This is a genomic window from Streptomyces sp. NPDC030222, from assembly GCF_055573115.1.
The window spans coordinates 1-22,576 of record NZ_JBVICA010000034.1 but is presented as its reverse complement, the minus strand read 5'-3'; the positions used below and the strand labels follow the sequence as shown (position 1 = coordinate 22,576).

Sequence of the window (22,576 nt, the reverse complement as noted above, 5' to 3'; positions counted from 1 at the left end):
ACCACATGGCGCTGCACCGCACGGCCGGAACCGAGTGAGCATGGTGGTGAACGGCTGGGCGGGCAGCGGGGACCGGCTGGCTCGGGAAGAAGGTGCCGCGATGAACAACAACAAGAACCACCGTCTGTACGCGGTCGCGCTCGCCATCGCCTTCGTCGGCGCGCTGGCGCTCGGCGTGCCCGTGGCCACGCTCGCCCTCCTGGCCGTCGTCGCCGCCTGCCCGCTGATGATGTTCTTCATGATGCGCGGCATGCACGGCGGCGGCCACGGCGATGACCAGCCCATGGACGAGCGTGATCCGCTGCGCAGGCACGACCACCACCAGCACCCCGGATCCGGTCGGCCCTGACCGGGCCGGCCCCGTGCACAACGGCATGGCGAGGTGAACGCCATGAGCGCGCTGGCAGCCATCCTGACCAGCGGAGTGATCCTGGCCGCGATCGACTGCGAACTCGCGGGCCTGATCAAGCCCGACGAGAGCCGCTTCCCGCCCCTGGCCCGCCTCCGGGGAAAGCGGGCGGCCCTGGAGGACGTTGAACGGTGGTGCGTCGGCTTGCGCAAGCACGGCCGGATCGACCAGGCCGGCTACCTGCACCGGATGAGCACGCTCGCCCATGGCCGGCGCCGGCCCGCCACTGTCCGAGAAGCCGCGAGGAGGATGTGATGGCTGACGCCGCATACGGCCGCCTGTGGCCGCTGGTCGCGTTCAACACCGCGTTGTTCATCCTGTTCGCCGTGAGCTTCTTCCACCCGAAGACGAAACGGGACTGGCGGGCGATGGGCGCCTACAGCGCGTTCCTGGTGGCGCTGTTCACCGAGACGTACGGCTTCCCGCTGACGATCTACCTGCTGGGCGGCTGGCTCGGCAGCACCTTCCCGCTGCTGAAGGACACCCACGCCGGCGGGCACCTGTGGTACGACCTGACCGGCTGCTCCCGCCCTCCTCGCCACGGGCGTGCTTCCGGTTCCCGCCCTGCTCGTGACCGACGCGCCCGCGGCTGCGTGGGGCTGTGGGGCGCCCTCACCATCAGTGCCGCCCTGGTCGATGCCACCGGCGACACCCTGCGGGACATGCCCGGCAACCGGGCGGCGCCTCATACCGAAAGCAGGCCCTGACCAGCCAGAACCCGTACCAAGCACGATCAAACTGCCGCTCAGAGCCCGCGCCCGGACAATGAAAGTGGCGCTCGGATGTCGGTGACCAGCGGGCGAGGAGGTGTCGTAGTCGCGCGCAGTACGCCTGGCCCGCATCCTCGAACCCGATTGTCGGCCTCGACAGCAAGGAGGTCACCATGACCAGCATCACCCAACGCATCACCACCCTGTTCCGGATCAAGGCGAACAAGGCTCTGGACAAGGCCGAGGACCCGCGCGAGGTCCTGGACTACTCCTACGAGCAGCAACTCCAGATGCTGCAACGCGTGCGGCGCGGGGTGGCCGATGTGGCTACCAGCCGCAAGCGGGTCGAACTCCAGCTCAGCCGACTCCGGCAGTCCACCGACAAACTGCAGGCCCAGGCGGAACAGGCGCTGGCCGCCGGGCGGGAGGACCTGGCCCGCGAGGCCCTCACCCGCCGTACGGCCGTGGCCGCGCAGATCACCGACCTTCAAGCCCAGCACACCTCGCTGAAGGACCAGGAGGACAAGCTCACGCTCGCCACACAGCGCCTGGAAGGGAAGGTGGACGCCTTCCGGACCCGCAAGGAGACCATCAAGGCCGGCTACACCGCGGCCGAGGCCCAGACCCGCATCACCGAAGCCGTGACCGGGATCGGCGAGGAAATGGGCGACGTGGGTCTGGCCATGCAGCGAGCCCAGGACAAGACCGAGCAGCTGCAGGCACGCGCCGGTGCGCTGGACGAACTCATCGCCTCCGGTGCGCTGGACGACGCCACCCTGCCGGCCGGCCGGGACGACATCCAGGCCGAGCTCGAGCGCGTCACCGCAGGCCAGGACGTGGAGCTCGAACTGGCCAGGATGAGGGCGCAGCTGCCCGCAGCGTCCGCTCCGGAGGCGGTGGAAGCCGGCGAGGCCCGGCCGGAGCGCAAGGAGAAGTCATGATCATGCGGATTCTCGGCGAGGGTCAGTACGACATCGCCGACGAGCACCTTGACCGGCTCAACCACCTGGACTCCGCCCTGCAGGCAGCCGCCGATGCGGGTGATGAGACGGCGTTCGCCTCCGCCCTGTCGGCTCTGCTCGACGCCGTACGCAGTCTCGGCAGAGCGCTGCCGGACGAGCAGATCACTCCATCGGACCTGGTGCTGCCCGACGAGACGACGAGCTTGCCGCAGGTGCGCGAGCTGCTGTCCGCCGAGGGTCTGATCCCAGGGTGACGGACTGAAGGTGTGATGGCGATGCGCAGTCGTTTCGAGCCCGACCGGCAGCTGACCGCCCGCATGGCGGTCACGATGTTCCTGCTCGGCCTGCTGTACGTGGCGTTCATAGCCGCGCTCATCGCGCTGCTCAAGTCCGTCGTCCTGGTGGTCGTCATCGCCGCCGCCCTGCTGGGTGCCCAGTACTGGTACTCCGACCGGATCGCCCTGTACGCCATGCGCGGCCGCCTCGTCACGGCCGAGGAGCAGCCGCAGCTGCACGGGGTCGTGGACCGGCTGTGCGCGACCGCGGACATGCCCAAACCCCGGATCGCGGTCTCCGACATGGACTTGCCCAACGCGTTCGCCACCGGCCGCAACGCCGACCACGCCGTGGTCTGCGTGACCACCGGCCTCATACGCCGCCTGGAGACCGAGGAACTCGAAGGCGTCCTCGCCCACGAACTCTCCCACGTCGCCCACCGCGACGTGGCGGTGATCACCATCGCCTCCTTCCTGGGTGTCATCGCCGGCCTCATCGTCCGCTTCGCCTTCTACTCCCAGCTGTTCGGCGGACGCAACCGGGACCAGAACACGGCAGTCGTCTTCCTGACGGTGATGGGCGTCTCCGCCCTCGTCTACGCCATCAGCTTCCTACTCATCCGGGCCCTGTCCCGCTACCGCGAGCTGGCCGCCGACCGGGCCGCGGCCATGCTGACCGCCAAACCGTCCGTCCTGGCCTCCGCACTGACAAAGGTCAGCGGCGACATCGCCCGCATCCCCACTGAGGACCTGCGTACCGCCCAAGCGTTCAACGCGTTCTTCTTCACCCCCGCTGTCGGCCCCGGCACTGCGGTGGCGAACCTGTTCTCCACCCATCCCACCCTGGAACGCCGGCTCGAGGCACTCGCGGAGATCTCTGCACAACTCGGTGAGGCGGGCGGCGAACCAGGCAGGGCGTGAGGGAAGGAGGCGAGGCCCATGGGTTTCTGGGATGTGCTGTTCGGCCGGAGCAGGCCGGTCCGGCCCGACCTGGACCAGCTCTTCGCCCTGCCCTCGGCGGCGATCACCCTCCAGGCCGCCATCAACTTCACCCCGACCGGAGCGGGCTCAGTCTGCTTCGCTGCGATCGAAGGCGGCGCCTTCACCCGGATCCAGCAGGAAGTACGGGCCCTCCTGGCCGCCGACTCCGAACGCGGCAGCGCCCCGGTGGAGTTCAGCCGGGACACCTACGGATACTCCTGGCTGTTCTCCTGCCGCCCCCCGAACGACCTGCCCGCCCTGGTGGGCGACCTCCACGCGGTCAACACCGCCCTGCAGGACAGCGGATTCGGCCCGCAACTCCTCTGCTCCGTGGTCGCCTTCCACGACGCCCGGCTGCGTCCCCTCGCGCTGGTCTACCTCTACAAGCGCGGCGCCTTCTACCCCTTCGCCCCACTGCCCGGCAACAAACGCGACAACCCGCTGGAGCTCCAGGCCAAGGCCGTACTCAAGGATGACCTGCGCATCGAGCCCGACCTGAGCCGCTGGTTCCCGCTCTGGGGCGCCCCCGGCCTGTAAGGGCACTGTCCGACCCAGGAGGTGAAGCATGACCGGACCCGGGGCCGATCGGGAGACCGGGCCGCGCACCGAGGGCACGGTGCTGGCGGCGGCGGGAATCGAGAAGACATACCGGCGCGGTGTGTGGCCCGCCCGGCGCCGGGTGCGGGTGCTGAACGGAGTGGACGTGGCGCTGGCACCCGCTGAGGTGGTCGGCCTGGTGGGCGAGAATGGGTCGGGCAAGAGCACGCTGATGAAGATCCTGGTCGGCGCCATGGCGGCCGACGCCGGCACGGTGACCCGCGATGGCCGGCTGGGCTACTGCCCGCAGGAACCCGTTGTCTATGAACGCCTCACCTGCGATGAGCACTTCGAACTGTTCGGCCGCGCCTACGGCATGGGCGAGGAGGCGGAACGGCGCTCGCGCCGGAAGATCTATGCCTCCCTGGGCTTCGGCCGCTACGCCACCACCCGGGCGGACCGGCTCTCGGGAGGGACCCTGTCCAAGTTGAACCTCGGCTTGGCCCTGCTGGCCGACCCCGAGGTGCTGCTGCTGGACGAGCCGTACGCGGGGTTCGACTTCGACACTTACCTGAAGTTCTGGGAACTGGTCACCGAACGCCGCAAGTCCGGCCGGTCGGTACTGATCATCAGTCACTTCGTCACCGACGAGGAACGCTTCGACCGGATCGTGGAACTGCGGGAGGGCCGGGCGGTGCCCCGATGACGACCGCGGTGTTCGCACGACGATTCCTCACGCAGGCCGCCCGCACTCCGGTGAACCTCCTGGTGCTGGTCCTGGTACCCGTGGTGTTCGTCGTGGTGGCAGCCCGCCCCCTGGCCGACGCCGCCGAGCTGCTCGGTGGCACCGGCGGACCCGCGGTGCAGACCGCCACCGCCGGATGGGCCGCGGGATTCATCGCCGCGATCGCCATGTACTTCCAGATCCGCGCCGCCCGCGCGGCCGACCGACGCCTGGTCCTGGCCGGACTGGCCCCCGCCCGCCTGGCCGCGGCCCGTATGACCACCGGCCTGACGCTGGCACTGCTCGCGGCGGCCGCCGCCCTGCTGGCCCTGGTGGCGCGCACCGGCATCGGCGACGACCCCGGGCGGGTCGTCGCAGGAACGCTGATGTACGCGGTGATCTACCTGGCGATCGGGGCGCTGGTCGGCACATTGGTCACCGGGCCGGTCAACGGCACCGTACTGGTGCTGTTCGTGTGGATCCTGGACGTGTTCTTCGGCCCGGTGCTCGGCGCGGCGGACCGGGCGGCGACCCGCGTGCTGCCGACACACTTCGTGACGCTGTGGATGGTGGACCTGCCCTCACAGCACAGTGGTCGGGTCGGTGACCTGGGCTGGGCCCTGGTCTGGACCGCCGCCGCCCTGGCGATCAGCGCCGCGCTGATCACCGCGACCAGCCGGACCGCCCGGCCGCGTCACCGCACCCGGCCCGGATCAGCGGCCGGCCAGCTCTGCGCGGGCGTACGCATGGGCGTGCGGGAGGCGGCCCGCAACCGGGTGCTGTGGGTCCTGCTCGTCGCCGTGCCCGTGGTGTTCGTGCTGCTCGCGGTCGCCACCACCCCGAACGAGTCCACGACCCTGACCGTCCGCGAAGGCGGCCGTACCTTCTCCCAGGAGGCGTGGCTGCCCGACATCCACGGCGGCACCATGGCCCCGATCGCCATCGCCTCCCTGGCCACGCTGGCCGGGCTGTTCACCGTCCTGGACGCCCGCACCACCGACCGTCGCCTGGTCCTCGCGGGATTCCGCCCCCTGGCCCTGCTCGCCTCCCGCCTGGCCGTCATCGCCGTCGGCGCGCTGCTGGCGACCGCCGCCTCCCTCGCCGTCACAGCCACTGTTTTCGACGCCCGCCAATGGGGGCCGTACATCGCCGCCGCCGTCCTGATCGCACTTACCTACGCGCTGATCGGCGTCCTGCTCGGCCCGGTGTTCGGCAAGGTCGGCGGAGTCCTCGTCGCCTTCCTGCTGCCCTTCATCGACCTCGGCATCGAACAGAGCCCCATGCTGCGCCCCACCCCGCCCGGATGGGCCCACGCCCTGCCCGGCTACGGCGCCGGCCGCGTCCTGATCGACGCCGCCGTCACCCCCACCTTCGACGAAACCGGCGCCTTGCTGACCGCCCTGGCCTGGCTGGCCGGGCTCACCCTCGCCGCAGCCCTGCTCTTCCGCACCACCATGCACCCGCCCGCCGCCTCTGCCGTTGCGCCGGATGCGGTACGGGCCCGGCCTGCCCCATGACGAAACGGAGCCCTTCGATGACCCAGCACCCGCTGCTCCCGGCAGCAGTCGACCGACCGGTCGTCGGCTCTTACCCGACCCACATCGGCTGCCACACCGTCGGCCCACAACGACGGGCAACACGCTCACTGACAGCCGCTGAGCGGCGGGGCCCGCTTCTTCGGGCCCTGCCCTTGTCCCGCGAGCCTGTCGCTTGGCCGTGGCCAGGGGCCCGACGCGTGCCTCGAATGGACTGACTGGGATGGTGCTGCCTTCGTGGTGGGCGGTTCACTCGGCCCAGACCATCCACGCCACGGCGCGCGGTGCGGTGCTCACCTGGCTGTCCCTGCCCAAGGACCGGCGTGACCGGGCCCGCGGGAGGCCATGGTCGCGGGGCTAGGCGGCCGGAGGCTTCACGTCTGTATCGAGGTCACTGAGGAAGTTCCCGACCACCCGGAGATCCGGCGTCAGCCCTCATGTCTGAGGACCCAGGAGCGCTGTCTCCCTATGTCGGCGCCTACGCCTCGTCGTCGGTGTCATCGACGGCTTGGGTCGCGCAGCGAGCGCAGTTCTGGCCAGGGCCGCTGGTGGTGATGTCGAACTGGCAGCGGCCCAGGCAGTCGATGTGCCAGTCCTTTTCACGCTTTCACGAGTTCTTTCCTGATCAGGCTCTCGGCGGTTGCGAGGATGGCGGCCTCGGGACTATTGCGGGGCTGCCATCCCAGCACGCGGTGGGCTTTTGCGCTGGTCATCTTCCTGGCGAAGCCGAGGTCGGGCACGATCGTACGGAGCTCCTTGTTGAAGAGCGAAACAATGCGTACCACGGCATTGGGGATGGACCGGGCCGGGACGTGCTTGGCTGCGTCTCCGAGGTTGGCTCTGAGGATGGCGCCGATCTGTTTCATCGAGATCGCTGGTCCGCTGGCGGCGAGGAAGCGCTGACCACCAGCTTCAGGGGTGGTCATGGCCAGCAGGTGCGCGCTTGCCACATCGCGTACGTCGACGATCGGGATCCACAGTTCGGGATAGCCGGGCATCGCCCCGTCGAGGATTCGCTGGATGAGGTGATTCGATCCGGAGATCGTCTTGCCCATCACGGGTCCCATGACTGCGACGGGAAGGATCGTGGTGAGTTCCGTCGAACCGCCCTCGGCGTCGATGAAGTCCCACGCGGCGCGCTCGGAGAGCGTCTTGCTCTTGGCGTACACGGTGGCACCTGGCCCGTCGAGGACGCTCCAGTCCTCCTCGGTGAACTGATGGTCGGTGTGTGGGTACCCGTAGGCGACCGCATGGAACGCAGAGGTGAGGACAACCCGTTTGACACCGGCATCGCGTGCTGCACGCAGCACACGCAGAGTGCCTTCACGCGCCGGAACGATGACATCGTCCTCGTTCTCGACCTGCTCCACGTGCACGGGAGAGGCCACATGCAGGGCAAAGTCGCACCCGGCGACGGCGTCAGCCCACCCTGCGTCACTCGTGAGGTCCGCTGCCACGAAACTCAACGCGCCGCCGTTCACCATCCCGGCGTCGCTGAGCTGCGTCCGGACCTCGGACTCGCGCGCGAGGGTGCGCACGGTCGTGCGCACCCGGTATCTCTGCTCCAGCAGTTGGAGAATGCAGTGTCCGGCGATGAAGCCGGACCCGCCGGTGACGAGGACTTGAGGCTGCGACGCGGTCATCTCTGCACCCCTGGGGGCGGTGTGTTGATCATCTGTCTTCCTTTCTTGCTCGCCCAGCTCACTGAGCCATTGACACCTGCTGGGGCCATCGAGCAGCCGGAGCGGAGCCCGCCCACTGGAGGGCCGGGCGGCTCCGTGCCCTACCGGGCTGACGCGGCCGCCGGTTCGGTGCTGCGGACGTGCTGGGTAAGGAAGAGGGCTGCGCGTTCCAGTGCCTCGTCGGCCTCGTCGAGAACGCCGGCGAAGGACTGGAACACGTGGGGCACGTCGGCAGTGATGTCGAGGATCACACTCACGCCGGCGGCGCGGGCGCGGGCGGCCATGCGGGTCGAGTCGTCCAGGAGGACCTCGTTCGTGCCCGCTTGGAGGAGCATCGGTGGGAAGCCGGTCGGGTCGGCGGACAGGGCCGGGCTCACCATAGGCTGGCGTGGGTCCTGACCCCCGAGGTACAGGGGCGCGATGGTTTCCTTGAGGTACTCGCGGGTGAAGATCGGGTCGACAGCCGTCTTGGTGTCCATGCTCTCGCCCGACCCGGTGGCGTCCAAGGAGGGCGAGAAGGCCACGATCGCGGCGGGCAGCGGGAGTCCTGCGTCGCGGGCGGCGAGGCAGGTGGTGACGGTGAGGGCGCCGCCGGCGGAGTCCCCGGCGAACGCGATGGCCGAAGGGTCCTGTCCGCTGTCGAGGAGGGCGCGGTAGGCGCTCAGCGCGTCGTCGATCGCGGCCGGGAACGGGTGCTCGGGGGCAAGCCGGTAGTCCGGCGAGTACGACGTGAACCCGGTTTTGGCCACGAGGTGTCCCGTCATCGACAGCGCGGTCTCCGGGGAGCCGGCCACCCAGCCGCCGCCGTGGAAGTACAGGATCGTCCCGCGGCGCGGGCTGCTGTCCGGCGTGACGTGCAGTGCAGGTCGGTCGCCGAGCGTCGTCCGCGTGGTGCGGATGCCGCCCGGCACGATCATCTGGGCCATCGTCGACTTGAATCGGTCCCGGAACGCGTCGACCGACTGCGGGCCCCGAGGTCGGGGCTGCCTCAGCATCGCGTCGACCCGGACGCGTTGTTCCCTGCTCATGCGGATCGGTCCTTTCGGCCGCCGGTCGTGGTGGCGGGGGTGCGGCTCTCGTGGAGCCAGGTCATTTTGTCCTGGTACCGGGCACGGACGGCCTCGGGCCGGTCGTCGCCGACCTGGTAGCCCTTGCGGTTCAGGTCCCAGGCCAGGCACCGGTAGGAGGGCCGGTCAGCGGCCAGGACCTGCGGGTCGATGTCCAGGCGGGTGTTGGACAGGGCCGGGGTGAGGGAGTCCTTCTCGTAGATCGATGTGATCCGCACGATTCGCCACACCCCGTCAGTGCCGTACTGGGCCCGGTACGGCGAGCGGCAGGCGGAAGCAATGTCGGCCTCGACCCCGTCGACATCGATACGCCGCTCGATGACCAGTGGCAGCTCCACCAGCGCGCGGTCCTGATCGATGCGCACGGTCGGCAGGCCCAGGCGGTGGACCGCAAGGTCGCCACGGCCGGCCGTGTCTCGGGTCGCCCGGACGAAGCCGGCGCCGCTGCCGGAGAACCAGCTCATCTCCACGACCGAGTCCTCGGCGAAGCAGGCCGCCATCTCCTCGTACCAGCCGCGATCCTGGCTCTGCCGCTCGCGCATTAGCAGCTGCACGACGTCTTCTGCGCTCATGACGGGCCTCCTTGTCAGTTGCCGACGGGTGAGGTGAAGGGGAATTTCAGGGGTTGGGCCAGCCCAAGAGGTCGGACAGTTCGCGGGCGCCGGTGAGTCCCCGTGCGGTGACAGCGGCGGAGTCGATGCCCGCCTCGCCCATGGCCTGGTCGAACAGTTTTATGTCCAGCGCCTCGACCGCGGAGAGGTGCTCGACGGTGTCGGGGGTGACCATGGTGTTCAGCAGGGGCAGGGCGGCGCTGGAGGCGCAGCCCAGTTTCAGCACCTCGACGAGCTGGGGCACGTTCAGCTTCAGCTGGGTGGCCAGGTCGACGATGTCCACGATGGCGGCCCGGTTCAGCATCAACAGCGCGTTGTTGAACAGCTTCGCCGTCTGTCCGGCCCCGGCGGCGCCGAGGTGGACGACGTGGCGGGAGGAGGTGGTGAAGACCTTCTCGCACCGCTCGGTCACCGGCTGCGTCCGCCGACCATGGTGGTCAGCCGGTGCTCTTCAGCGGCCGGCCGCCGCTGACCGGGGCGTCCAGGACCTCGACGCCGGCCGTGGCGCATACCTCGGTGAGCCGCACGGCGGCGGTGGGCAGGCCCGTACCGCGATTGACGACGACCACCCCCGGACGCAGCCCGTCCAGCAACTGCTCGGCCACCCGCAGAACGTCGTCGTCCATGCCGACGCACAGGGCGACGATGCCGCTCACGGCGGCCAGGTCCTTGATGTCGTTGTGGCGGATGTGCGGCATACCGCTCAGCCCGTCCAGGGAAACGGGCCGCCGGGCCCGGGCATGCAGGGGGAACCCGGCTTCGGCGATGGCCCTCGCCATGGGCGGGCCCTGGTCGCCCAGTCCGATCCAGCCCACTGCGGGGGCGGTAGATGTTCCTGTCGCTGTCATGCCTCCACGATGAGCACAGAACACAGGAACAGGCAGTAGACCCGTCTTCATAGGACTGCCAGTACCAGGCGCGCCTTGTGGCACATACGCCAGACTCTCCGGTATGGCAACGACAGAACTCGGCGCAGCCCTGCGGCGCTGGCGTGACCAGGTCTCACCCGAGACGGCGGGCCTTCCCGCAGGCAGCCACCGGCGCGCCGCGGGGCTGCGGCGCGAAGAGCTGGCCCAGCTGGCCGGTATCTCCGTCGACTACGTCACCCGTCTCGAACAGGGCCGGGCCACCAGCCCCTCCCCTCAGGTCGTCGAAGCCCTCGCCCGGGCCCTGCGGCTCACCAGCGGCCGGCGCGCCCATCTCTTCCAACTCGCCGGTCTCGTGCCCCCGGGCCCGGGGAAGGTCCCGGCGTACATCACACCCAGCGTCCAGCGGATGCTGGACCGGTTCGCCGGCACACCCGTCGCGGTCTTCGACGCCGCATGGACCCAGCTGCTCGCCAACCCCCTGTACACGGCGCTGATGGGGGAATGGCACGGCAACGACCTCAACGCCGTGTGGCGCAACTTCCTCGGCACCGGCACCCGTGTACGTCACACCCCCGAATCCCTGGGCGCACTACGTGCCGCGCAGGTCGCCGACCTGCGCAGAACAGCAGGCCGCTACCCGGCCGATCAGCGACTGCAACACCTCATCTCCCGACTGCGCGCCAACAGCGCCGAGTTCGATGACCTCTGGGAATCCGGTGCCGTCGGCCAGCACCAGTCCGCCCGCAAGACCATCGACCACCCCCACGTCGGCGCTCTCACGCTGGACTGCGACGTACTCGTCGTCGCCGACAACGACCTGCGCATCATGATCTACACAGCCGAACCCGGCAGCCAGGACGCCGAACGCCTCGCGCTCCTCGCCGTCATAGGCACCCAGTCACTCACCGGATAACCGGCAATCCGTCGGCCAATACTCATGATCCCGGCCTTCGTCACGCTCGCAGCGAGAGACCCGCGTGGTCCACCGCAACGCACCCCTGACCGAGATCGGCCGCCTGCGCCCGGCCCAGGGCATGGTCACGAGATACGGCCGATACGGCGCGCACCCCGCGCTTCGGCTTCACTTGGCACAGAGAAGCTCCATCCGCTTCAAGGGCTGAGTCCTCGACAACTGGGCCGCCGCCGAGTTCGGCGTGCGTACCTTCCGCCGCCTCATCGGCTACCACGCCGACGAACTCGGCCGCGCCGAGAAGGACACGGTCATTCAGCGCCGCATCAACACCGAGGCCGGGCACACCATCTGCGAGCCGCACTATCCGCTCATCCTGGCCCGGATGGACCGGGCCGCCGTGGAGGCGCACGTGCTCGCCTCCCCGGGTGAGGCTTCACCTGTTCGTCGCCCTGCTGCGATGGCAGCCAGTGGCGGACGCAGCCCGGTACGAGGTGTACGCGGCCCGCGGAGTCGGCAGGCCCGTATACACGCTGCTCGGGACGGCCACACAGCCGTCGTACGAGGACCGCACCGCGCCCGTCAACGCGCTCCGGTATTACTGCCTCCGGGCGCTCGACGAGCTCGGCACCCCGTCGGCGTCGATGCCGGGGTGCCCAGTCCTGATTCCTGCCAGGCCTGAGCGCCCATCGCCTGCGACAGTCGCTTTTCCAGCAGTTGGACGTGGGCTGCCAGGCGAGCGTTACGGGCCTGGGCGTTGACGAGGCCGGCCTGGAGGGAGGCCTGGCTCACAGGTGATGCTGCGGCCGGGACCTGCGCTGCCGGTTCGAGTTCGCCGGCGTGGACCAGAGCGAGAAAGTCGCGGTGGCGATAGAGGAATGTGCGGTCGACTCCGGCTTGCCGGGGGATGGCCGAGACGCTGATCGGGGTGCCGTTCTTGCTGGCGTTCTTGATCGCGGTGGCGACTCGTTGGCGGCGACGCTCGGAGTTGGCCTGAGGGCCGTCTCGCAGGGTGGGGCTCATGACAGTATCCAGGGACGGACGTCGGGCATGGGCTGGGCGATGCGCGGCATGCCGAGCATGACGGTGCCGCTGCGGCGTACCACCGCGACGGCTTCCTCGATCTGGGAGCGTTCCTCGGCCGAGAGGTTGTCGAGGTCGGCCTTGACCCGGTTGACCCGGCGGCGGACCCGGCGGATCTCCTCCTCGGAGGGCACCGCTTCACTGCGGGCCCGGTCGTCGGCCTCGAAGGCCGACATTAGCCCTTCTCGGCTACGGAGAAGGTCGTCGAGGTATCGCTCCAGGTCGGGAAGGTAGGAGACGTTGTCCGGAAGTGGTCACAGCCGACACAGCGGAAGCGGAGCGGGTAGCTCTGTCCGCCGGCCGCGACGTTGTGAGGCTCCAGGCAGATGCCGTGTGCCGTGGCGACCTCTCCGATGGCCGTCGCGCGTGCTCTGAGTCGAGCACGCCCTGGGCCTTGCGCCAGACGCGGGTCCGTGCAAGTCGAACTGCAGGGCTCAGCCAGAACGACGAGCTCGACCGGATATCCCGCCGCGTACGGCAGTGCGCTGTCGAGAAACGGGGAGCGGGCCGGCTGGTACGCGGCAGCGGGCATACGGAACTCGGCGGGATCGGCCAGGGCCGACTCCACCACTGCGTCGAAGCCGTGAATGCGGACGCCCTCCTCGACGGCAGCCTGCCAGCGGTGCGTGTCCGGCCGGACCTTGACTCCGGCCGTGCGAACATCGACGGCCACCGGTAAAGCCCATGGGCACGTCAACCAAACGATTTGGTAGAGCCGACGGCCGTGCCCTCGGGATGGACTCGTGAGCCGACCGTAACGGGCGTACGGTGAAAGTGCAGGGGCGTAGGCGTCTGGCAACTTCAACGGCCATCTACGACAGTGGTCCGGATGGTTGCTTGTGGCTGCGCCCACTCGCACGCCCCGGCTGGGCGGACCCGGCCGGTGTGGCCAGTAGTGGCCGTTGCGTGCAGACCTTTCACGCACCTTGTGGACTCTCGGGGGAGTTTCAGACCCTTGCGATCGAAGGCACTTCCATGCGGACCACCACCACGCGAATACGTCGTCTCTGCGTCGCCGCCTGTGCGGCTCCCCTCCTGGTGCTTGCCGGAGCAGCCGGCGTCGGCGCCGCGACCGTCACCGTTCCAGCCGCCGTGCCGAGCGCGGTCCAGGCCTCGCCTGCCGAGCTCCTGCAGCTGGTCAACGCCGAACGAGCCAAGGCCAACTGCCCCGCTCTCAAGGAGAACGCACAGCTCACCAAGGCCGCCCAGACTTTCGCGGACGACGCGAGCAAGAACAACCTGAAGGACCACACTGGCTCGGACGGTTCCACCATCCCGCAGCGGATGAAGGACGCCGGTTACCCCGTGGGCGGCTGGGCGGAGAACATGTCCTGGGACAACACCGACGCCAAGTCGATCGTCGCCGGCTGGATGGGCAGCAGCAACCACAAGGGCAACATCCTGAACTGCAGCTTCGTTGACACCGGCGTCGCCGTCAGCGGCACGTACGCGGTGCAGGTCTTCGGCTCGCCGTCGTGACGTCGCTGTAATGACGGACGATCACCGGAATGAGGGGCAGCCGGCGGCGAAGTACGGCGCATGGCCAGCCTTACCGGTGAGGACATCCACGACGGCCTCCACTGTTTTGGAGTGTCGTCGTGGCCGCCAGGGCGGTGCCGTGATGGTCCGTCCAGACCAGGACGGACCATCACGGCACGCGCACGTCGGCGTGTTCGGCCGAGGATGTCAGTCCTCGGTGAACTCCTTCTGGGTACACACCTCGCCGGGGCCGTTCCAGCAGAGCTTCATCAGGTACTTGGCGCCGTAGGGGACAACGTTGTAGTCGAAGTAGTCGCAGCCGGCGTCTCCGCCGTCCTGCTTCGTCTCCCTCAGCTGCCACCCCGCCAGGTACAGATACAGCTTGCCGGTCACCCCGTGGCCGTCTGCCCGCGTATCGCAGACGCGGAACGTGTCCGGGTCGGGGTCGAGATGGGTCATTGTGCCGATGGTGTGACCGCCGCGGGACAGTCGCAGAGTCGTGTCGCCGGCGTTGGCGGTGCCAGTCGCTGCGGCAACCAGCGTGATTGCACCGACCGTTGCTGCGGCGAGCCGGGCCCACTGAGTCTTCCTCACCGGACCTCCTGTTCAATGTTCGCTTTCCGGTTTGGCTCGCACCACAGTAGAGAGTGGGGGAAGAACCCTCGGACGTCGGGTGGGCAGCGGGACGACGTCGGATCAGGACCGGAGGAGAGCAGCCCATGAAGATACATCTGACCAGCGTCTTCGTCGACGACCAGTCCAAGGCCCTGCGCTTCTACACCGAGGTCCTCGGCTTCGTGAAGAAGTACGACGTCCCGGTGGGCGAGAAGGACCGGTGGCTGACCGTCGTCTCGCCCGATGAGCCGGGCGGCACCGAACTCCTCCTCGAACCGGCCGGCCACCCGGCTGCCAGGACCTACCGCGACACGCTCGTCACGGAGGGCATCCCGCTCGCCCAGTTCGCCGTCGACGATGTGAAGGCGGAGTACGAGCGCCTGCGCGGCCTCGGTGTCCGCTTCACCCAGGAGCCCCTGGAGATGGGCCCCGTCACCACGGCCGTCTTCGACGACACCTGCGGCAACCTGATCCAGATCGCGACAAGGCCGCAGTAGTCGGCCGACCCCGCGGGGCTCGACCGCTGCGGCGACTGCCCCCGGCCTGTCACTCGCACGCACCGGTATCGGTGTCCGTCGGCCCACGGTTGGCGGACACCGTGGCTTCTGCGGTCACAGCAGTAGGGCGTGTGTCGAAAGTGCTCGTAGTACGGTGGCCGCGGGCGGACCCTCACCAGTCCGCCGTCATCTACCTGGGAAAACGACATCTCCCAGTGTCCGGGGCATTGGGTAGGTGCGCTCCGCAGGAAACAGCCGCTGTGCCTTGGTGGTGTGGCCGGTTTGTATCAGCGTCGAGGCCTTGCGGATCTGGGGGGTGAGGTCGGTGAGACTGACGATCCAGTCGTCGGTGAACGTGCGGATCAGGTGGCGGCCGATGCCGACCTGGATGCTGTAGTGGTTCAGTGCTGCTCCGCGCTGCGAGCGCTCCGGGTCCCACTGGACATGTACGGCTGCCTGGGCCACCGCCGCTGGGTCGGCGGTCGTCAGCACGGCCTGGGACAGGGCCTCCTCCCAGCCCTCCCGAGTAATCCGCACCGCGAGAACACGTTCCTGGCCGGGCTTGCGGGCCCAGTTGCTGCGGTGCATCAGCCACATGAACGACGGCTTGATCCACGTCATTCGGTGGAACGAGAACGGCGCAACGAAGCGGCCCGCCCGCAGTGCCGCGTCAGCTATGGCAGGCGAGTACGCCTGATAGACCACGATCGTGCGAGCGTCGTAGTCGGCACGAATCTGATACTGGGGCGTCATGCGCCGCACCCTGCCATCTGGTCCGCTGGCGCGGCGAGCCGATTTTGCCTTACCGCCCCCCGGGGCCGGTTAGAACGCGCTGCTCAAAGCCACTCGTTGATGGCCGCGACGGGGACGGTCGCCTCGTAGCGAACCGCGAGCTTGTCGTAGCGCGTGGCCACGGCCCGGTGAACCGTTCCGGGTTCGGTAGAGATCTCAGATGTTGGTTGTGACCTGGTCTTTCGTGGCGCTCAGGTAGTGGTTGGCTTCGTATTCAGCCAGCGGGATGTGCCCTATGAATGTCGGCCCGTACCGTCCGCGAGTCGTCCCCGGCCGGGTCCCAGCTGTCGGTGTCGGCCGGTTGCCCGGTTGTTTTTCGGGAGTTTTCGTCTTGATTGCATGCTGGTGGGCCCGTACCCCGGGGGATGTGGGTACGGGCCCGGCTTGTGTGGGTTGTGGCGGTGGCGGTGGCGGTGTGGCGGTGGCGGTGTGGCGGTGGTGGGTGGTGGGTGGTGGTGCGGGTGTGTTAGGGGGTGGGTGTGGGTTCTGTTTTCGGGTGGATGGGTTGTTGCTGGAGTTGGGTGCGGTATGCGGCCAGTCTGCCGGTGCGGCCGATGGTGAGGGCGCCGATGAGTGTTCCGGCTCGGTGGTAGGTGACTTCCAGGTGGCGTGCGGCGAGGTCGTGTTCGATCACTCGTGCTTCGTCGGCGGTGTGGGGGAGGCCGATGGAGCGGATTTTGGTGCCGTGGAGGTCGGACCAGAAGGTGGGGATGGCGGTATGGGGTTGGGGGTTGTGGGGGTTGAGGAGGGTGTGGGCGGCGGTGGTGGCTTGTTCGATGGCGTTGGTCCAGTGGCCGAGGGTCATTGGTTGTCCGTTGGCCAGGTGCTGGGGGGCGCGGGCGACGTCACCGGCGGTGACGATGTCGGGTGCGGGGGAGCCGTCGGTGCGCAGGACGCGTAGGTAGGCGTCGCAGTGGAGGCCTCCGTCGAGTGCCAGGCCGGAGTCGGCCAGCCAGGAGGTTGCGGGGGTGGCGCCCAGTGCCAGGAGTGCGGTGTCAGTGTGGAGGTGGGAGCCGTCGGAGAGTGTGATGCCGGTGAGATGGCCGTTGTTGCCGGTGTGGAAGGCCGTGACGGTGGTGCGGGTGCGCAGGTCGATGCCTGCCTGGTGGTGGAGTGCGGCGACGTACGCTCCTGCCGTGCTGCCGATGGCTCGTTCCAGGGGCTGGGCGGCGGCTTCGATGAGGGTGACGTGGAGGCCGCGGGTGCGGGCGGCGGCGGCGATTTCGCCGCCGAGGAATCCTGCGCCGATGACGGCGAGGTGGCGGTGGGGGGTGAGCTGGGTGCGGAGGGCGAGGGCGTCGTCCCAGCTGCGGAGGGTGATGACGCCGGGGGGTGGCGGGGGCTGGTCGGTGGGCCAGGTGCGGGCGGTGGATCCGGTGGCGACGAGGAGTCCGTCGTAGTTGAGGCGGGTGCCGTCGGCGAGGGTGACCGTTTTTGCGTCCGGATCGAGGCCGGTCGCTGCCGTGCCGAGTCGCCATCGGGCATGCAGCCCGTCGGGCAGCGGCAGTTCGGTGGTGGGGGGCCGGCCGTTTGAGGTCAGTACCTGTTTGGACAGGGGCGGGCGGTCGTAGGGGCGGTGGGGTTCGTCGCCGATGATGGTGAGGGTTCCGGTGAATCCCTGGGTGCGCAGGACGTCGGCTGCGCGGAGTCCGGCCAGTGAGGCGCCGACGATGACGATGTGCTGGTCGTTGTGGGTCATGGCGTGGCCGGGGAGACGGTGATGGCGCGGACGGGGCATACGGCGGCGGCTTTTTCGGCTTTGGCGCGGAGGGTGTCGGAGGGGGTGGGGTCGTGGACGAGGTAGTCGTCGTCGTCGAAGGAGAAGATTTCGGGTGCGGCGAAGATGCACTGGCCGTGGCTTTCGCACAGGTTCATGTCGACGGTGATCTGCATGGCGGATGGCTCCGTTGCGGTCGGGGTCGGGTCCCGGTGGCGCCGGTCCGGTGAGGCGGGCGGGGGCGGCAGGGACAGAGGGCAGGAGGCAGGCCTGGGGGCGGGACAGGGCCGGCCTGGGCCTGGTCCGGGTGGTGGTCCGGGCCCGGGGGTTGTGGCTTAGTTCAAGAGGAGGGCCTGGTCCGGGCAGTGCCCGGGGGTGTGGCTTGGTTCGGGTGGCCGGGGTGGGGGCTGGGGTCTGGGCCTGGGTGGTGGGTGTCCCGGTGGCCTGGCGGGCCGCTGCCGACTTTCCCGGCCGGGTTGTGGGCCTGAGCCGGGGTGGTGGGTGCGTCGGCGGCCTGGGTGCGCCGGCTGGCCGTGGCCGGTCTTCCCGGCCGGGGGCCGGCCGGGTGGGGGGTTAGGTGGTGACGGGTGGGTTGAAGCGTGAGTAGGCGGGGTCGGTCCAGCGCAGGGGGGAGGCGGCGGTGATGTCGCGTACGGCGTGGACGGAGAATTCGACGAGGCGTTGGGCGCCGGGGACCTGGGCGGTTTCGTTGTGGTCCCAGACGGTGTGTGCGGTGCCGGTCAGGTGGAGGAGGGTGCCTGTTTCCCAGTCGGGTACGAGGATGCCTGCGGCGGGGTTGAGGAGGAGGTTTCCCAGGGTGAGGAACATGGCGTTGCCGGTGTAGTCGGGCCAGCGCAGCAGGGTGGGGGAGAGTGCCTGGAGGAAGCCGGGGTTGCCGCCGCGGTGGGAAGCGTCGGCGTCGCCGTGGTCGGATGCGGTGGCGAGGAAGAAGGTGTCGGCGCGGCTGATGCGGTGCTGCTGGGCGGTGGTGAGTGCGGTGCCGTCGGTGAGTGTGCGGGCGGTGGCTGCCCGTTCGGCGGGTCCGATGGTGCGGTGGTCGCGTTTTTGGAGGTATTTGGGGCAGTTGGCGATGACCTGGTCGAGGTCGATGCGCAGGCCCTGGCCGTGCCGGCGGGCCCGGCCGTTGATCCGCATCCGGCGCCGGGTGGCGGGCTCGATGGCGATCATTCCGACCGGGGCGGGTGTGGTGGTGCCGAGGGTTGCGGCGAGGGGGTCTTCGGGGTGGGGGAGGGCGTCGATGGTGAGGGTGCGGGGGTCGGGCACCTGGAGGAATCCGGGTGTGCCGGTGAGCTGGGTGGCCCAGATCCGGCCCGCGGTGTCGGCACCGCCGAGGATGATCATCGGCTGCTGGGTGAGGAATTCCGCGGCGACGGGCGGGATCGTCTCGCCGATGCCGCCGAGGGAGAAGTCCGCCTGCTGGGTGAGGCCGGCGCGCTGCTGGACCGCGATTTCGCCGCTGTGATACGTGGCCACGGGGTGTCCTTTCCGGCGTGCGTGTGCCGAACGTGGTGCGGGCCCGCCCGGCCGGGCGGGCCGGGCGGGCCGGGGTTTTTTTAGAAGAAGCCGCAGGTGGGCGCGCCGGAGGTCGGGGCGTCGGCCGGGTTGGCCCCGGTGGGCGCGTAGATCTCCAGCCGGGTGCCGTCGGGGTCGGTGAAGAAGATCCCGCCGGAGGTGCCGTTCTCGCCGTGCGGGACGACGCCCTGGTAGTTGAACTCGGCGCCCAGGCCGCGCAGCACCTCTTCGGTGGCCCTGACCTCCTCGATGGTGTCCACCTGGAAGGAGAGGTGGTGCAGGCCGGGCCGGTCGGCGGCGAAGGTGCCCTCGCTCTGCTGCCAGAGCGTGACCAGCAACCGGTTGCCGCGGCCGAGGAAGGCCCAGCGACGGCCCTCGTCCTTGCCTTCCGCCATCACGTCGAAGTCGAAGACCTCGCGGTAGAAGGCGAGCGACCGGTCCAGGTCGGTGACGTTCAGGCCGACGTGGCCGGTCTGCAGGTTCTTCGCCTTGCTCATGGTCGATCACACGCCTTGTCTTGAGGGCCACGAGCCGATCTCGTAACCGCTGAAATGAAATTTAGTGGTTAGAGGAGGCGCGGTCAACCGCTGATCAAGAAATGACCGGTTATCGTGGGTGGTCACCCGACTGCCACGCCAAGGAAAGGATGTGAACCGTGCCGTCACCCACCCAGGCCGACCCCAGGCCGCTCACCGCTGAGCCCCTGGCCATCGACCTGCTCAACACCCGCTGGATCGACACAGAAGGCCGCCACGACCTGCTGGACTCCCTCGACGGACTCGCCCTCTGGCTGGGCAGCCCCCACGTCCGCCAGGCCCTGGGCGACACCGCCCCCCTCCCCGCCGACCGGGAAACCCTCCACCGGCTGCTCCAGGCCCGTGCCGCCCTCGACGAAGCCGTCACCAGCCCCGCACACCCCACCCCCCGCGCCATCGAGGCCGTCAACGCCGTCCTCGCACACGGCCGTGTCCGCCACGTCCTGCACCCCGACGGACCCGCCCTCACCGTGGAAGTCGACACCCCCTCCTGGCTGCCCGCCTGGTCGGCCACCGCCGACTACCTGAACCTGCTCACCGACCGCCCCGACCGCATCCGGCCCTGCGCCAACGACGACTGCATCCTGCACTTCTACGACGTGTCCAAAAACGGCACCCGACGCTGGTGCTCCATGGCCGGCTGCGGCAACCGCGCCAAATCCCAACGCCACTACGCCCGCCACAAGAACTGACACACACCACCCCACCCCGCAGCGGCCGCCGGGGCCACCACACCCCGGCGCCCCGCGCCCCCCGCGGCCCGCAGCCGACCGACAGCGCCTCACCCCGGCGGCACTGCGCCCGCCGCACGGCACGGGACATGCGTCCCCCCACACCGCCCGCGGTGCTGCCCCTGCGCCAGCTCGTCCGCGGGCCGCTCCCCACGGCAGCGTCTGCCGCTCGGATCTGTGAGAACCCGGCCGTACCGGCGGCGGCAGCCGACGCCCACGGCCCGCACTCCCGGCCGCTGGTCTGCGTCCAGGGCCGGCCTTCCGTCGCTGCCGTCACCCTCCTGCAGTATCTGCGCGAGCGCGGAACCGCACTCTTCTACCCACGCAGACCCCGACCGGGGCGGGCTGCGCATCGCCTCCGCACTGCTGCGCCGTGTTCCCCGGCAGCCCTGGCGCTGCACGGTCACCGGCTATCGCGCCGCCGCGTTCGCGCACCGCGGGGGACCACCGCTCACCGGCCTGCCGGCGGAGGCCCCGTGGGCCCCCGGACTCTCTGAGGCATTGAATGGAGCCGGGCGTTCGTTGGTCCGTGCGTCGGCTGCCGCGCCGCCGAGAACCCCTGCCACCTCTGGACCTCAGACTTCGCGAGTCTCTGCTGTGGTTGTCCTGGCGCTGGCTCTGGCGCGGGTTGTGCGGTGGCTGGTTGCGGTTGCGGTTGCGGTTGCTGTGCCGTGGCCTGGTGGTGTTCCGGCTGCTGTGAGGTGTGAGGCGGGTGTTCCTGCGTGCCGCTGGTTCCGCAGTTCCGCAGCGCCCGTGGTGCCGAAAGCTCCGCCGCCACCACACCGCAGCACCCTCCCGGTACGGCCGTGCTTCAACGCCCCTGGCGCTGCGGTGTCCTGAGCTCCGTCGCGCCTTGGTGCTGTCGTTCCGGCCGTGTCTCGTGTCTGTGGTGGCGGCACCGTCTGGCGTCCCGCCTTTCAGCGGGGAAGGGCCCGGGTCCCGGGGTGGGCTGGGGCCTGGGTCCTTTCGGGTCTTGGGGGGCCTCTATGCCCTTCGTCAAGCCCGAGCTGGTCAGGCGACAGCTGCTTCGGGGATGCGTGGTTCGTAGAAGGTGCCGTCGCGGAGCATGGCGAAGAGCACGCTGATGCGGTGGCGGGCGAGGCGGAGGAGGGCCTGGGTGTGAGTCTTTCCCCGGGCCCGGCGCTGTTCGTGGACGGCGGCCAGGGAGCGGGCCAGAGACGGGACGACGACGTCGAGGGTGCCGGTCCCGGGAACGACAACGGTCTGTTCGTCCAGGGCGTCGAAGATCTCGTCGATCAGTCGCTGGGCCATGCGTGGGGCCTTGGGTCTGATGACCTCGACGAGTCTGCGGCGGTCGGCTTTCCGCAGGGCAGCCGGGGAGCCGTAGCGTTCCAGGAGCCAGGTGACTGCAGGGTGGTCCAGGCGAGGGCCAAGGACGCGCTCCAGGCTGGGGTGGAACTGGGTGAGCAGGCCACGTATCCGGTTGCTGGTGCGGGTGGCCTCGGCCGCGAGGTCCTGGTCGAAGCCGACGAGCACGGTCAGTTCGGCGGTGATCTCGTCGGTGAGCTCAAGCGAGCGCAGCGTGTGCGGCATGGTGCGGGCGGCGTCGGCGATGACCGCGGCGTCCTTGGCGTCGGTCTTCGCCTCGCCCGGGTAGAGATCGGCGATCCGGCGCATGGCGAGTCCGGGCAGGTAGGCGACCTGGCAGCCGGCGTCCCGTGCGACGGTGAGCGGGAGGGCGCCGATAGAGGCGGGCTGGTCGACGATGACGAGCACGGTGCCGAACTTCGCGGCCAGCTTGTCGAAGACGGCCCGCAGCTTCGGCTCGCTGTTGGGCAGCTGCTTGTCGAAGACCTTCTTGCCGGCCGGGGTCAGTCCGTGGCCATGGTGAGCGGTCTTGCCGACGTCCAGGCCGAGGAAGACGCCCACGTCGCCGATGTCGAACATCGTGCTCCCAACTGCTTCGGTGCGGTGCTGGCCAGGGAGTTGGCGCCGTACGCGCGCATCCACGTTATGCAGACCTGCCGCCTGCGAACGGCCGGGCATTGCGCTCGGCCAGGCGGTAGTCGGACCTCTCATCAGCGTCTCCAACGGCACCCCTCGGGCCCGGTGACACCACCCCCCAGGTCATGCGTTCGACAGGGGGGAACAGTCATGCCGGGCCCGGAGGCCAGCGGCCCTCTTGCAGGACCGCGAAGAACATAACGGGGGTGTGTTAGTTGGGTTTGGGTGTGTTGATGTGGTATTCGGTGGTTTGTGTTTTGTGGTTTCTGAGTTCGGTGCGGCGGATTTTGCCTGAGGTGGTGCGTGGGAGGGAGGGGATGAATTCCAGGACTCTGATCCATTTTTCGGGTGGGAGT

The 22,576-nt window shown here is 69.4% G+C and carries 29 protein-coding genes and 1 pseudogene; 15 read left to right on the top strand and 15 right to left on the bottom strand.

The window, feature by feature from the left end; all coding sequences use genetic code 11:
- Positions 1 to 100 precede the first annotated feature (100 nt).
- The 9 genes from ACZ4Z5_RS32065 to ACZ4Z5_RS32025 all read left to right on the top strand — a co-directional run bounded on the left by ACZ4Z5_RS32065 (position 101) and on the right by ACZ4Z5_RS32025 (position 6,115).
- Positions 101 to 349 (top strand): DUF2933 domain-containing protein, encoded by a 249-nt coding sequence (locus ACZ4Z5_RS32065; protein WP_468269578.1) that lies wholly within the window; start codon positions 101 to 103, stop codon positions 347 to 349.
- Positions 350 to 391: 42 nt separating this feature from the next.
- Positions 392 to 664: a hypothetical protein gene (locus ACZ4Z5_RS32060; protein WP_468269576.1), complete on the top strand. Its 273-nt coding sequence runs from the start codon at positions 392 to 394 to the stop codon at positions 662 to 664.
- A complete protein-coding gene (locus ACZ4Z5_RS32055; protein WP_468269574.1) occupies positions 664 to 1,116 on the top strand; it encodes a hypothetical protein in 453 nt (150 codons plus the stop codon). Before ACZ4Z5_RS32060 ends, ACZ4Z5_RS32055 begins: the two co-directional genes overlap by 1 nt.
- A 176-nt stretch (positions 1,117 to 1,292) precedes the next feature.
- A complete protein-coding gene (locus ACZ4Z5_RS32050; protein ID WP_468269572.1) occupies positions 1,293 to 2,060 on the top strand; it encodes a PspA/IM30 family protein in 768 nt (255 codons plus the stop codon).
- A complete protein-coding gene (pspAA, locus tag ACZ4Z5_RS32045) occupies positions 2,057 to 2,335 on the top strand; it encodes a PspA-associated protein PspAA (RefSeq protein WP_468269570.1) in 279 nt (92 codons plus the stop codon). The genes ACZ4Z5_RS32050 and pspAA overlap by 4 nt, the downstream gene beginning before the upstream one ends.
- A 21-nt stretch (positions 2,336 to 2,356) precedes the next feature.
- Positions 2,357 to 3,277 (top strand): zinc metalloprotease HtpX, encoded by a 921-nt coding sequence (htpX, locus tag ACZ4Z5_RS32040; RefSeq protein WP_468269568.1) that lies wholly within the window; start codon positions 2,357 to 2,359, stop codon positions 3,275 to 3,277.
- Between the two features lie 18 nt (positions 3,278 to 3,295).
- Positions 3,296 to 3,874 (top strand): PspA-associated protein PspAB, encoded by a 579-nt coding sequence (gene pspAB, locus ACZ4Z5_RS32035; RefSeq protein ID WP_468269566.1) that lies wholly within the window; start codon positions 3,296 to 3,298, stop codon positions 3,872 to 3,874.
- 28 nt (positions 3,875 to 3,902) lie between these two features.
- Positions 3,903 to 4,580, top strand: coding sequence for an ATP-binding cassette domain-containing protein (locus tag ACZ4Z5_RS32030; RefSeq protein ID WP_468269564.1), 678 nt, complete (start codon positions 3,903 to 3,905; stop codon positions 4,578 to 4,580).
- Entirely contained in the window at positions 4,577 to 6,115 is a 1,539-nt protein-coding gene (locus ACZ4Z5_RS32025; protein WP_468269562.1) for an ABC transporter permease, read from the top strand. Before ACZ4Z5_RS32030 ends, ACZ4Z5_RS32025 begins: the two co-directional genes overlap by 4 nt.
- A 617-nt stretch (positions 6,116 to 6,732) precedes the next feature.
- Here the strand turns inward: ACZ4Z5_RS32025 and ACZ4Z5_RS32020 are convergent.
- The 5 genes from ACZ4Z5_RS32020 to ACZ4Z5_RS32000 form a co-directional block, all read right to left on the bottom strand.
- Entirely contained in the window at positions 6,733 to 7,776 is a 1,044-nt protein-coding gene (locus ACZ4Z5_RS32020) for an SDR family oxidoreductase (protein ID WP_468269560.1), read from the bottom strand.
- A 140-nt stretch (positions 7,777 to 7,916) separates the two neighbouring features.
- Entirely contained in the window at positions 7,917 to 8,843 is a 927-nt protein-coding gene (locus tag ACZ4Z5_RS32015) for an alpha/beta hydrolase (RefSeq protein WP_468269558.1), read from the bottom strand.
- Complete coding sequence (locus ACZ4Z5_RS32010) at positions 8,840 to 9,454, bottom strand: nuclear transport factor 2 family protein (RefSeq protein WP_468269556.1); 615 nt, start codon at positions 9,452 to 9,454, stop codon at positions 8,840 to 8,842. Before ACZ4Z5_RS32010 ends, ACZ4Z5_RS32015 begins: the two co-directional genes overlap by 4 nt.
- Before the next feature lie 46 nt (positions 9,455 to 9,500).
- Positions 9,501 to 9,905, bottom strand: coding sequence for an NAD-binding protein (locus ACZ4Z5_RS32005; protein WP_468269554.1), 405 nt, complete (start codon positions 9,903 to 9,905; stop codon positions 9,501 to 9,503).
- Between the two features lie 25 nt (positions 9,906 to 9,930).
- Positions 9,931 to 10,308, bottom strand: a complete 378-nt coding sequence (locus tag ACZ4Z5_RS32000) for an NAD(P)-binding domain-containing protein (protein ID WP_468269552.1) — start codon at positions 10,306 to 10,308, stop codon at positions 9,931 to 9,933.
- Positions 10,309 to 10,444: 136 nt separating this feature from the next.
- On the opposite strand from ACZ4Z5_RS32000, the gene ACZ4Z5_RS31995 reads away from it, so the two are divergent.
- A complete protein-coding gene (locus ACZ4Z5_RS31995; RefSeq protein ID WP_468269550.1) occupies positions 10,445 to 11,275 on the top strand; it encodes a helix-turn-helix transcriptional regulator in 831 nt (276 codons plus the stop codon).
- Positions 11,276 to 11,315: 40 nt separating this feature from the next.
- On the opposite strand, the gene ACZ4Z5_RS31990 is transcribed toward ACZ4Z5_RS31995, so the two are convergent.
- From ACZ4Z5_RS31990 to ACZ4Z5_RS31980, 3 genes are all read right to left on the bottom strand, one after another.
- Positions 11,316 to 11,684, bottom strand: coding sequence for a hypothetical protein (locus tag ACZ4Z5_RS31990; RefSeq protein WP_468269548.1), 369 nt, complete (start codon positions 11,682 to 11,684; stop codon positions 11,316 to 11,318).
- Positions 11,685 to 11,854: 170 nt separating this feature from the next.
- Complete coding sequence (locus ACZ4Z5_RS31985; protein ID WP_468269546.1) at positions 11,855 to 12,295, bottom strand: DUF6262 family protein; 441 nt, start codon at positions 12,293 to 12,295, stop codon at positions 11,855 to 11,857.
- Positions 12,292 to 12,531: a hypothetical protein gene (locus tag ACZ4Z5_RS31980; protein ID WP_468269544.1), complete on the bottom strand. Its 240-nt coding sequence runs from the start codon at positions 12,529 to 12,531 to the stop codon at positions 12,292 to 12,294. Before ACZ4Z5_RS31980 ends, ACZ4Z5_RS31985 begins: the two co-directional genes overlap by 4 nt.
- Before the next feature lie 799 nt (positions 12,532 to 13,330).
- On the opposite strand from ACZ4Z5_RS31980, the gene ACZ4Z5_RS31975 reads away from it, so the two are divergent.
- Positions 13,331 to 13,834 carry a CAP domain-containing protein gene (locus ACZ4Z5_RS31975; RefSeq protein WP_468269542.1) on the top strand — a complete coding sequence of 168 codons (504 nt, stop codon included), beginning with the start codon at positions 13,331 to 13,333 and terminating at the stop codon, positions 13,832 to 13,834.
- A 207-nt stretch (positions 13,835 to 14,041) separates the two neighbouring features.
- Here ACZ4Z5_RS31975 and ACZ4Z5_RS31970 read toward each other — a convergent pair whose 3' ends face one another.
- On the bottom strand, positions 14,042 to 14,428 hold the full coding sequence (locus ACZ4Z5_RS31970; protein ID WP_468269540.1) for a hypothetical protein: 387 nt from the start codon (positions 14,426 to 14,428) through the stop codon (positions 14,042 to 14,044).
- A gap of 125 nt (positions 14,429 to 14,553) precedes the next feature.
- On the opposite strand from ACZ4Z5_RS31970, the gene ACZ4Z5_RS31965 reads away from it, so the two are divergent.
- Positions 14,554 to 14,946 carry a VOC family protein gene (locus ACZ4Z5_RS31965; protein WP_468269538.1) on the top strand — a complete coding sequence of 131 codons (393 nt, stop codon included), beginning with the start codon at positions 14,554 to 14,556 and terminating at the stop codon, positions 14,944 to 14,946.
- Positions 14,947 to 15,132: 186 nt separating this feature from the next.
- Here the strand turns inward: ACZ4Z5_RS31965 and ACZ4Z5_RS31960 are convergent, their stop codons facing one another.
- The 5 genes from ACZ4Z5_RS31960 to ACZ4Z5_RS31940 form a co-directional block, all read right to left on the bottom strand.
- Positions 15,133 to 15,699: a DUF4291 domain-containing protein gene (locus tag ACZ4Z5_RS31960; protein WP_468269536.1), complete on the bottom strand. Its 567-nt coding sequence runs from the start codon at positions 15,697 to 15,699 to the stop codon at positions 15,133 to 15,135.
- A 505-nt stretch (positions 15,700 to 16,204) separates the two neighbouring features.
- A complete protein-coding gene (locus ACZ4Z5_RS31955; protein WP_468269534.1) occupies positions 16,205 to 17,437 on the bottom strand; it encodes an NAD(P)/FAD-dependent oxidoreductase in 1,233 nt (410 codons plus the stop codon).
- Complete coding sequence (locus tag ACZ4Z5_RS31950) at positions 17,434 to 17,631, bottom strand: ferredoxin (RefSeq protein WP_468269532.1); 198 nt, start codon at positions 17,629 to 17,631, stop codon at positions 17,434 to 17,436. The genes ACZ4Z5_RS31955 and ACZ4Z5_RS31950 overlap by 4 nt, the downstream gene beginning before the upstream one ends.
- 397 nt (positions 17,632 to 18,028) lie before the next feature.
- On the bottom strand, positions 18,029 to 18,949 hold the full coding sequence (locus ACZ4Z5_RS31945) for a pyridoxamine 5'-phosphate oxidase family protein (RefSeq protein ID WP_468269530.1): 921 nt from the start codon (positions 18,947 to 18,949) through the stop codon (positions 18,029 to 18,031).
- 80 nt (positions 18,950 to 19,029) lie between these two features.
- The gene (locus ACZ4Z5_RS31940; RefSeq protein WP_468269528.1) at positions 19,030 to 19,485 is read right to left on the bottom strand and encodes a VOC family protein; all 456 of its coding nucleotides are present in this window, start codon (positions 19,483 to 19,485) and stop codon (positions 19,030 to 19,032) included.
- A 158-nt stretch (positions 19,486 to 19,643) separates the two neighbouring features.
- Between ACZ4Z5_RS31940 and ACZ4Z5_RS31935 the strand changes: the two genes are divergently transcribed.
- The 3 genes and pseudogenes from ACZ4Z5_RS31935 (at position 19,644) to ACZ4Z5_RS31925 (ending at position 21,095) form a co-directional block, all read left to right on the top strand.
- Entirely contained in the window at positions 19,644 to 20,216 is a 573-nt protein-coding gene (locus ACZ4Z5_RS31935) for a CGNR zinc finger domain-containing protein (protein WP_468269526.1), read from the top strand.
- 128 nt (positions 20,217 to 20,344) lie between these two features.
- A pseudogene (locus tag ACZ4Z5_RS31930) lies at positions 20,345 to 20,515 on the top strand (DUF2399 domain-containing protein); the annotation flags it as partial.
- On the top strand, positions 20,433 to 21,095 hold the full coding sequence (locus tag ACZ4Z5_RS31925; protein ID WP_468269606.1) for a DUF2399 domain-containing protein: 663 nt from the start codon (positions 20,433 to 20,435) through the stop codon (positions 21,093 to 21,095). The pseudogene ACZ4Z5_RS31930 and the gene ACZ4Z5_RS31925, both read left to right, overlap by 83 nt.
- A gap of 171 nt (positions 21,096 to 21,266) precedes the next feature.
- Here ACZ4Z5_RS31925 and ACZ4Z5_RS31920 read toward each other — a convergent pair whose 3' ends face one another.
- The gene (locus ACZ4Z5_RS31920) at positions 21,267 to 22,163 is read right to left on the bottom strand and encodes an IS110 family transposase (RefSeq protein WP_468269524.1); all 897 of its coding nucleotides are present in this window, start codon (positions 22,161 to 22,163) and stop codon (positions 21,267 to 21,269) included.
- Positions 22,164 to 22,576: the final 413 nt, after the last annotated feature.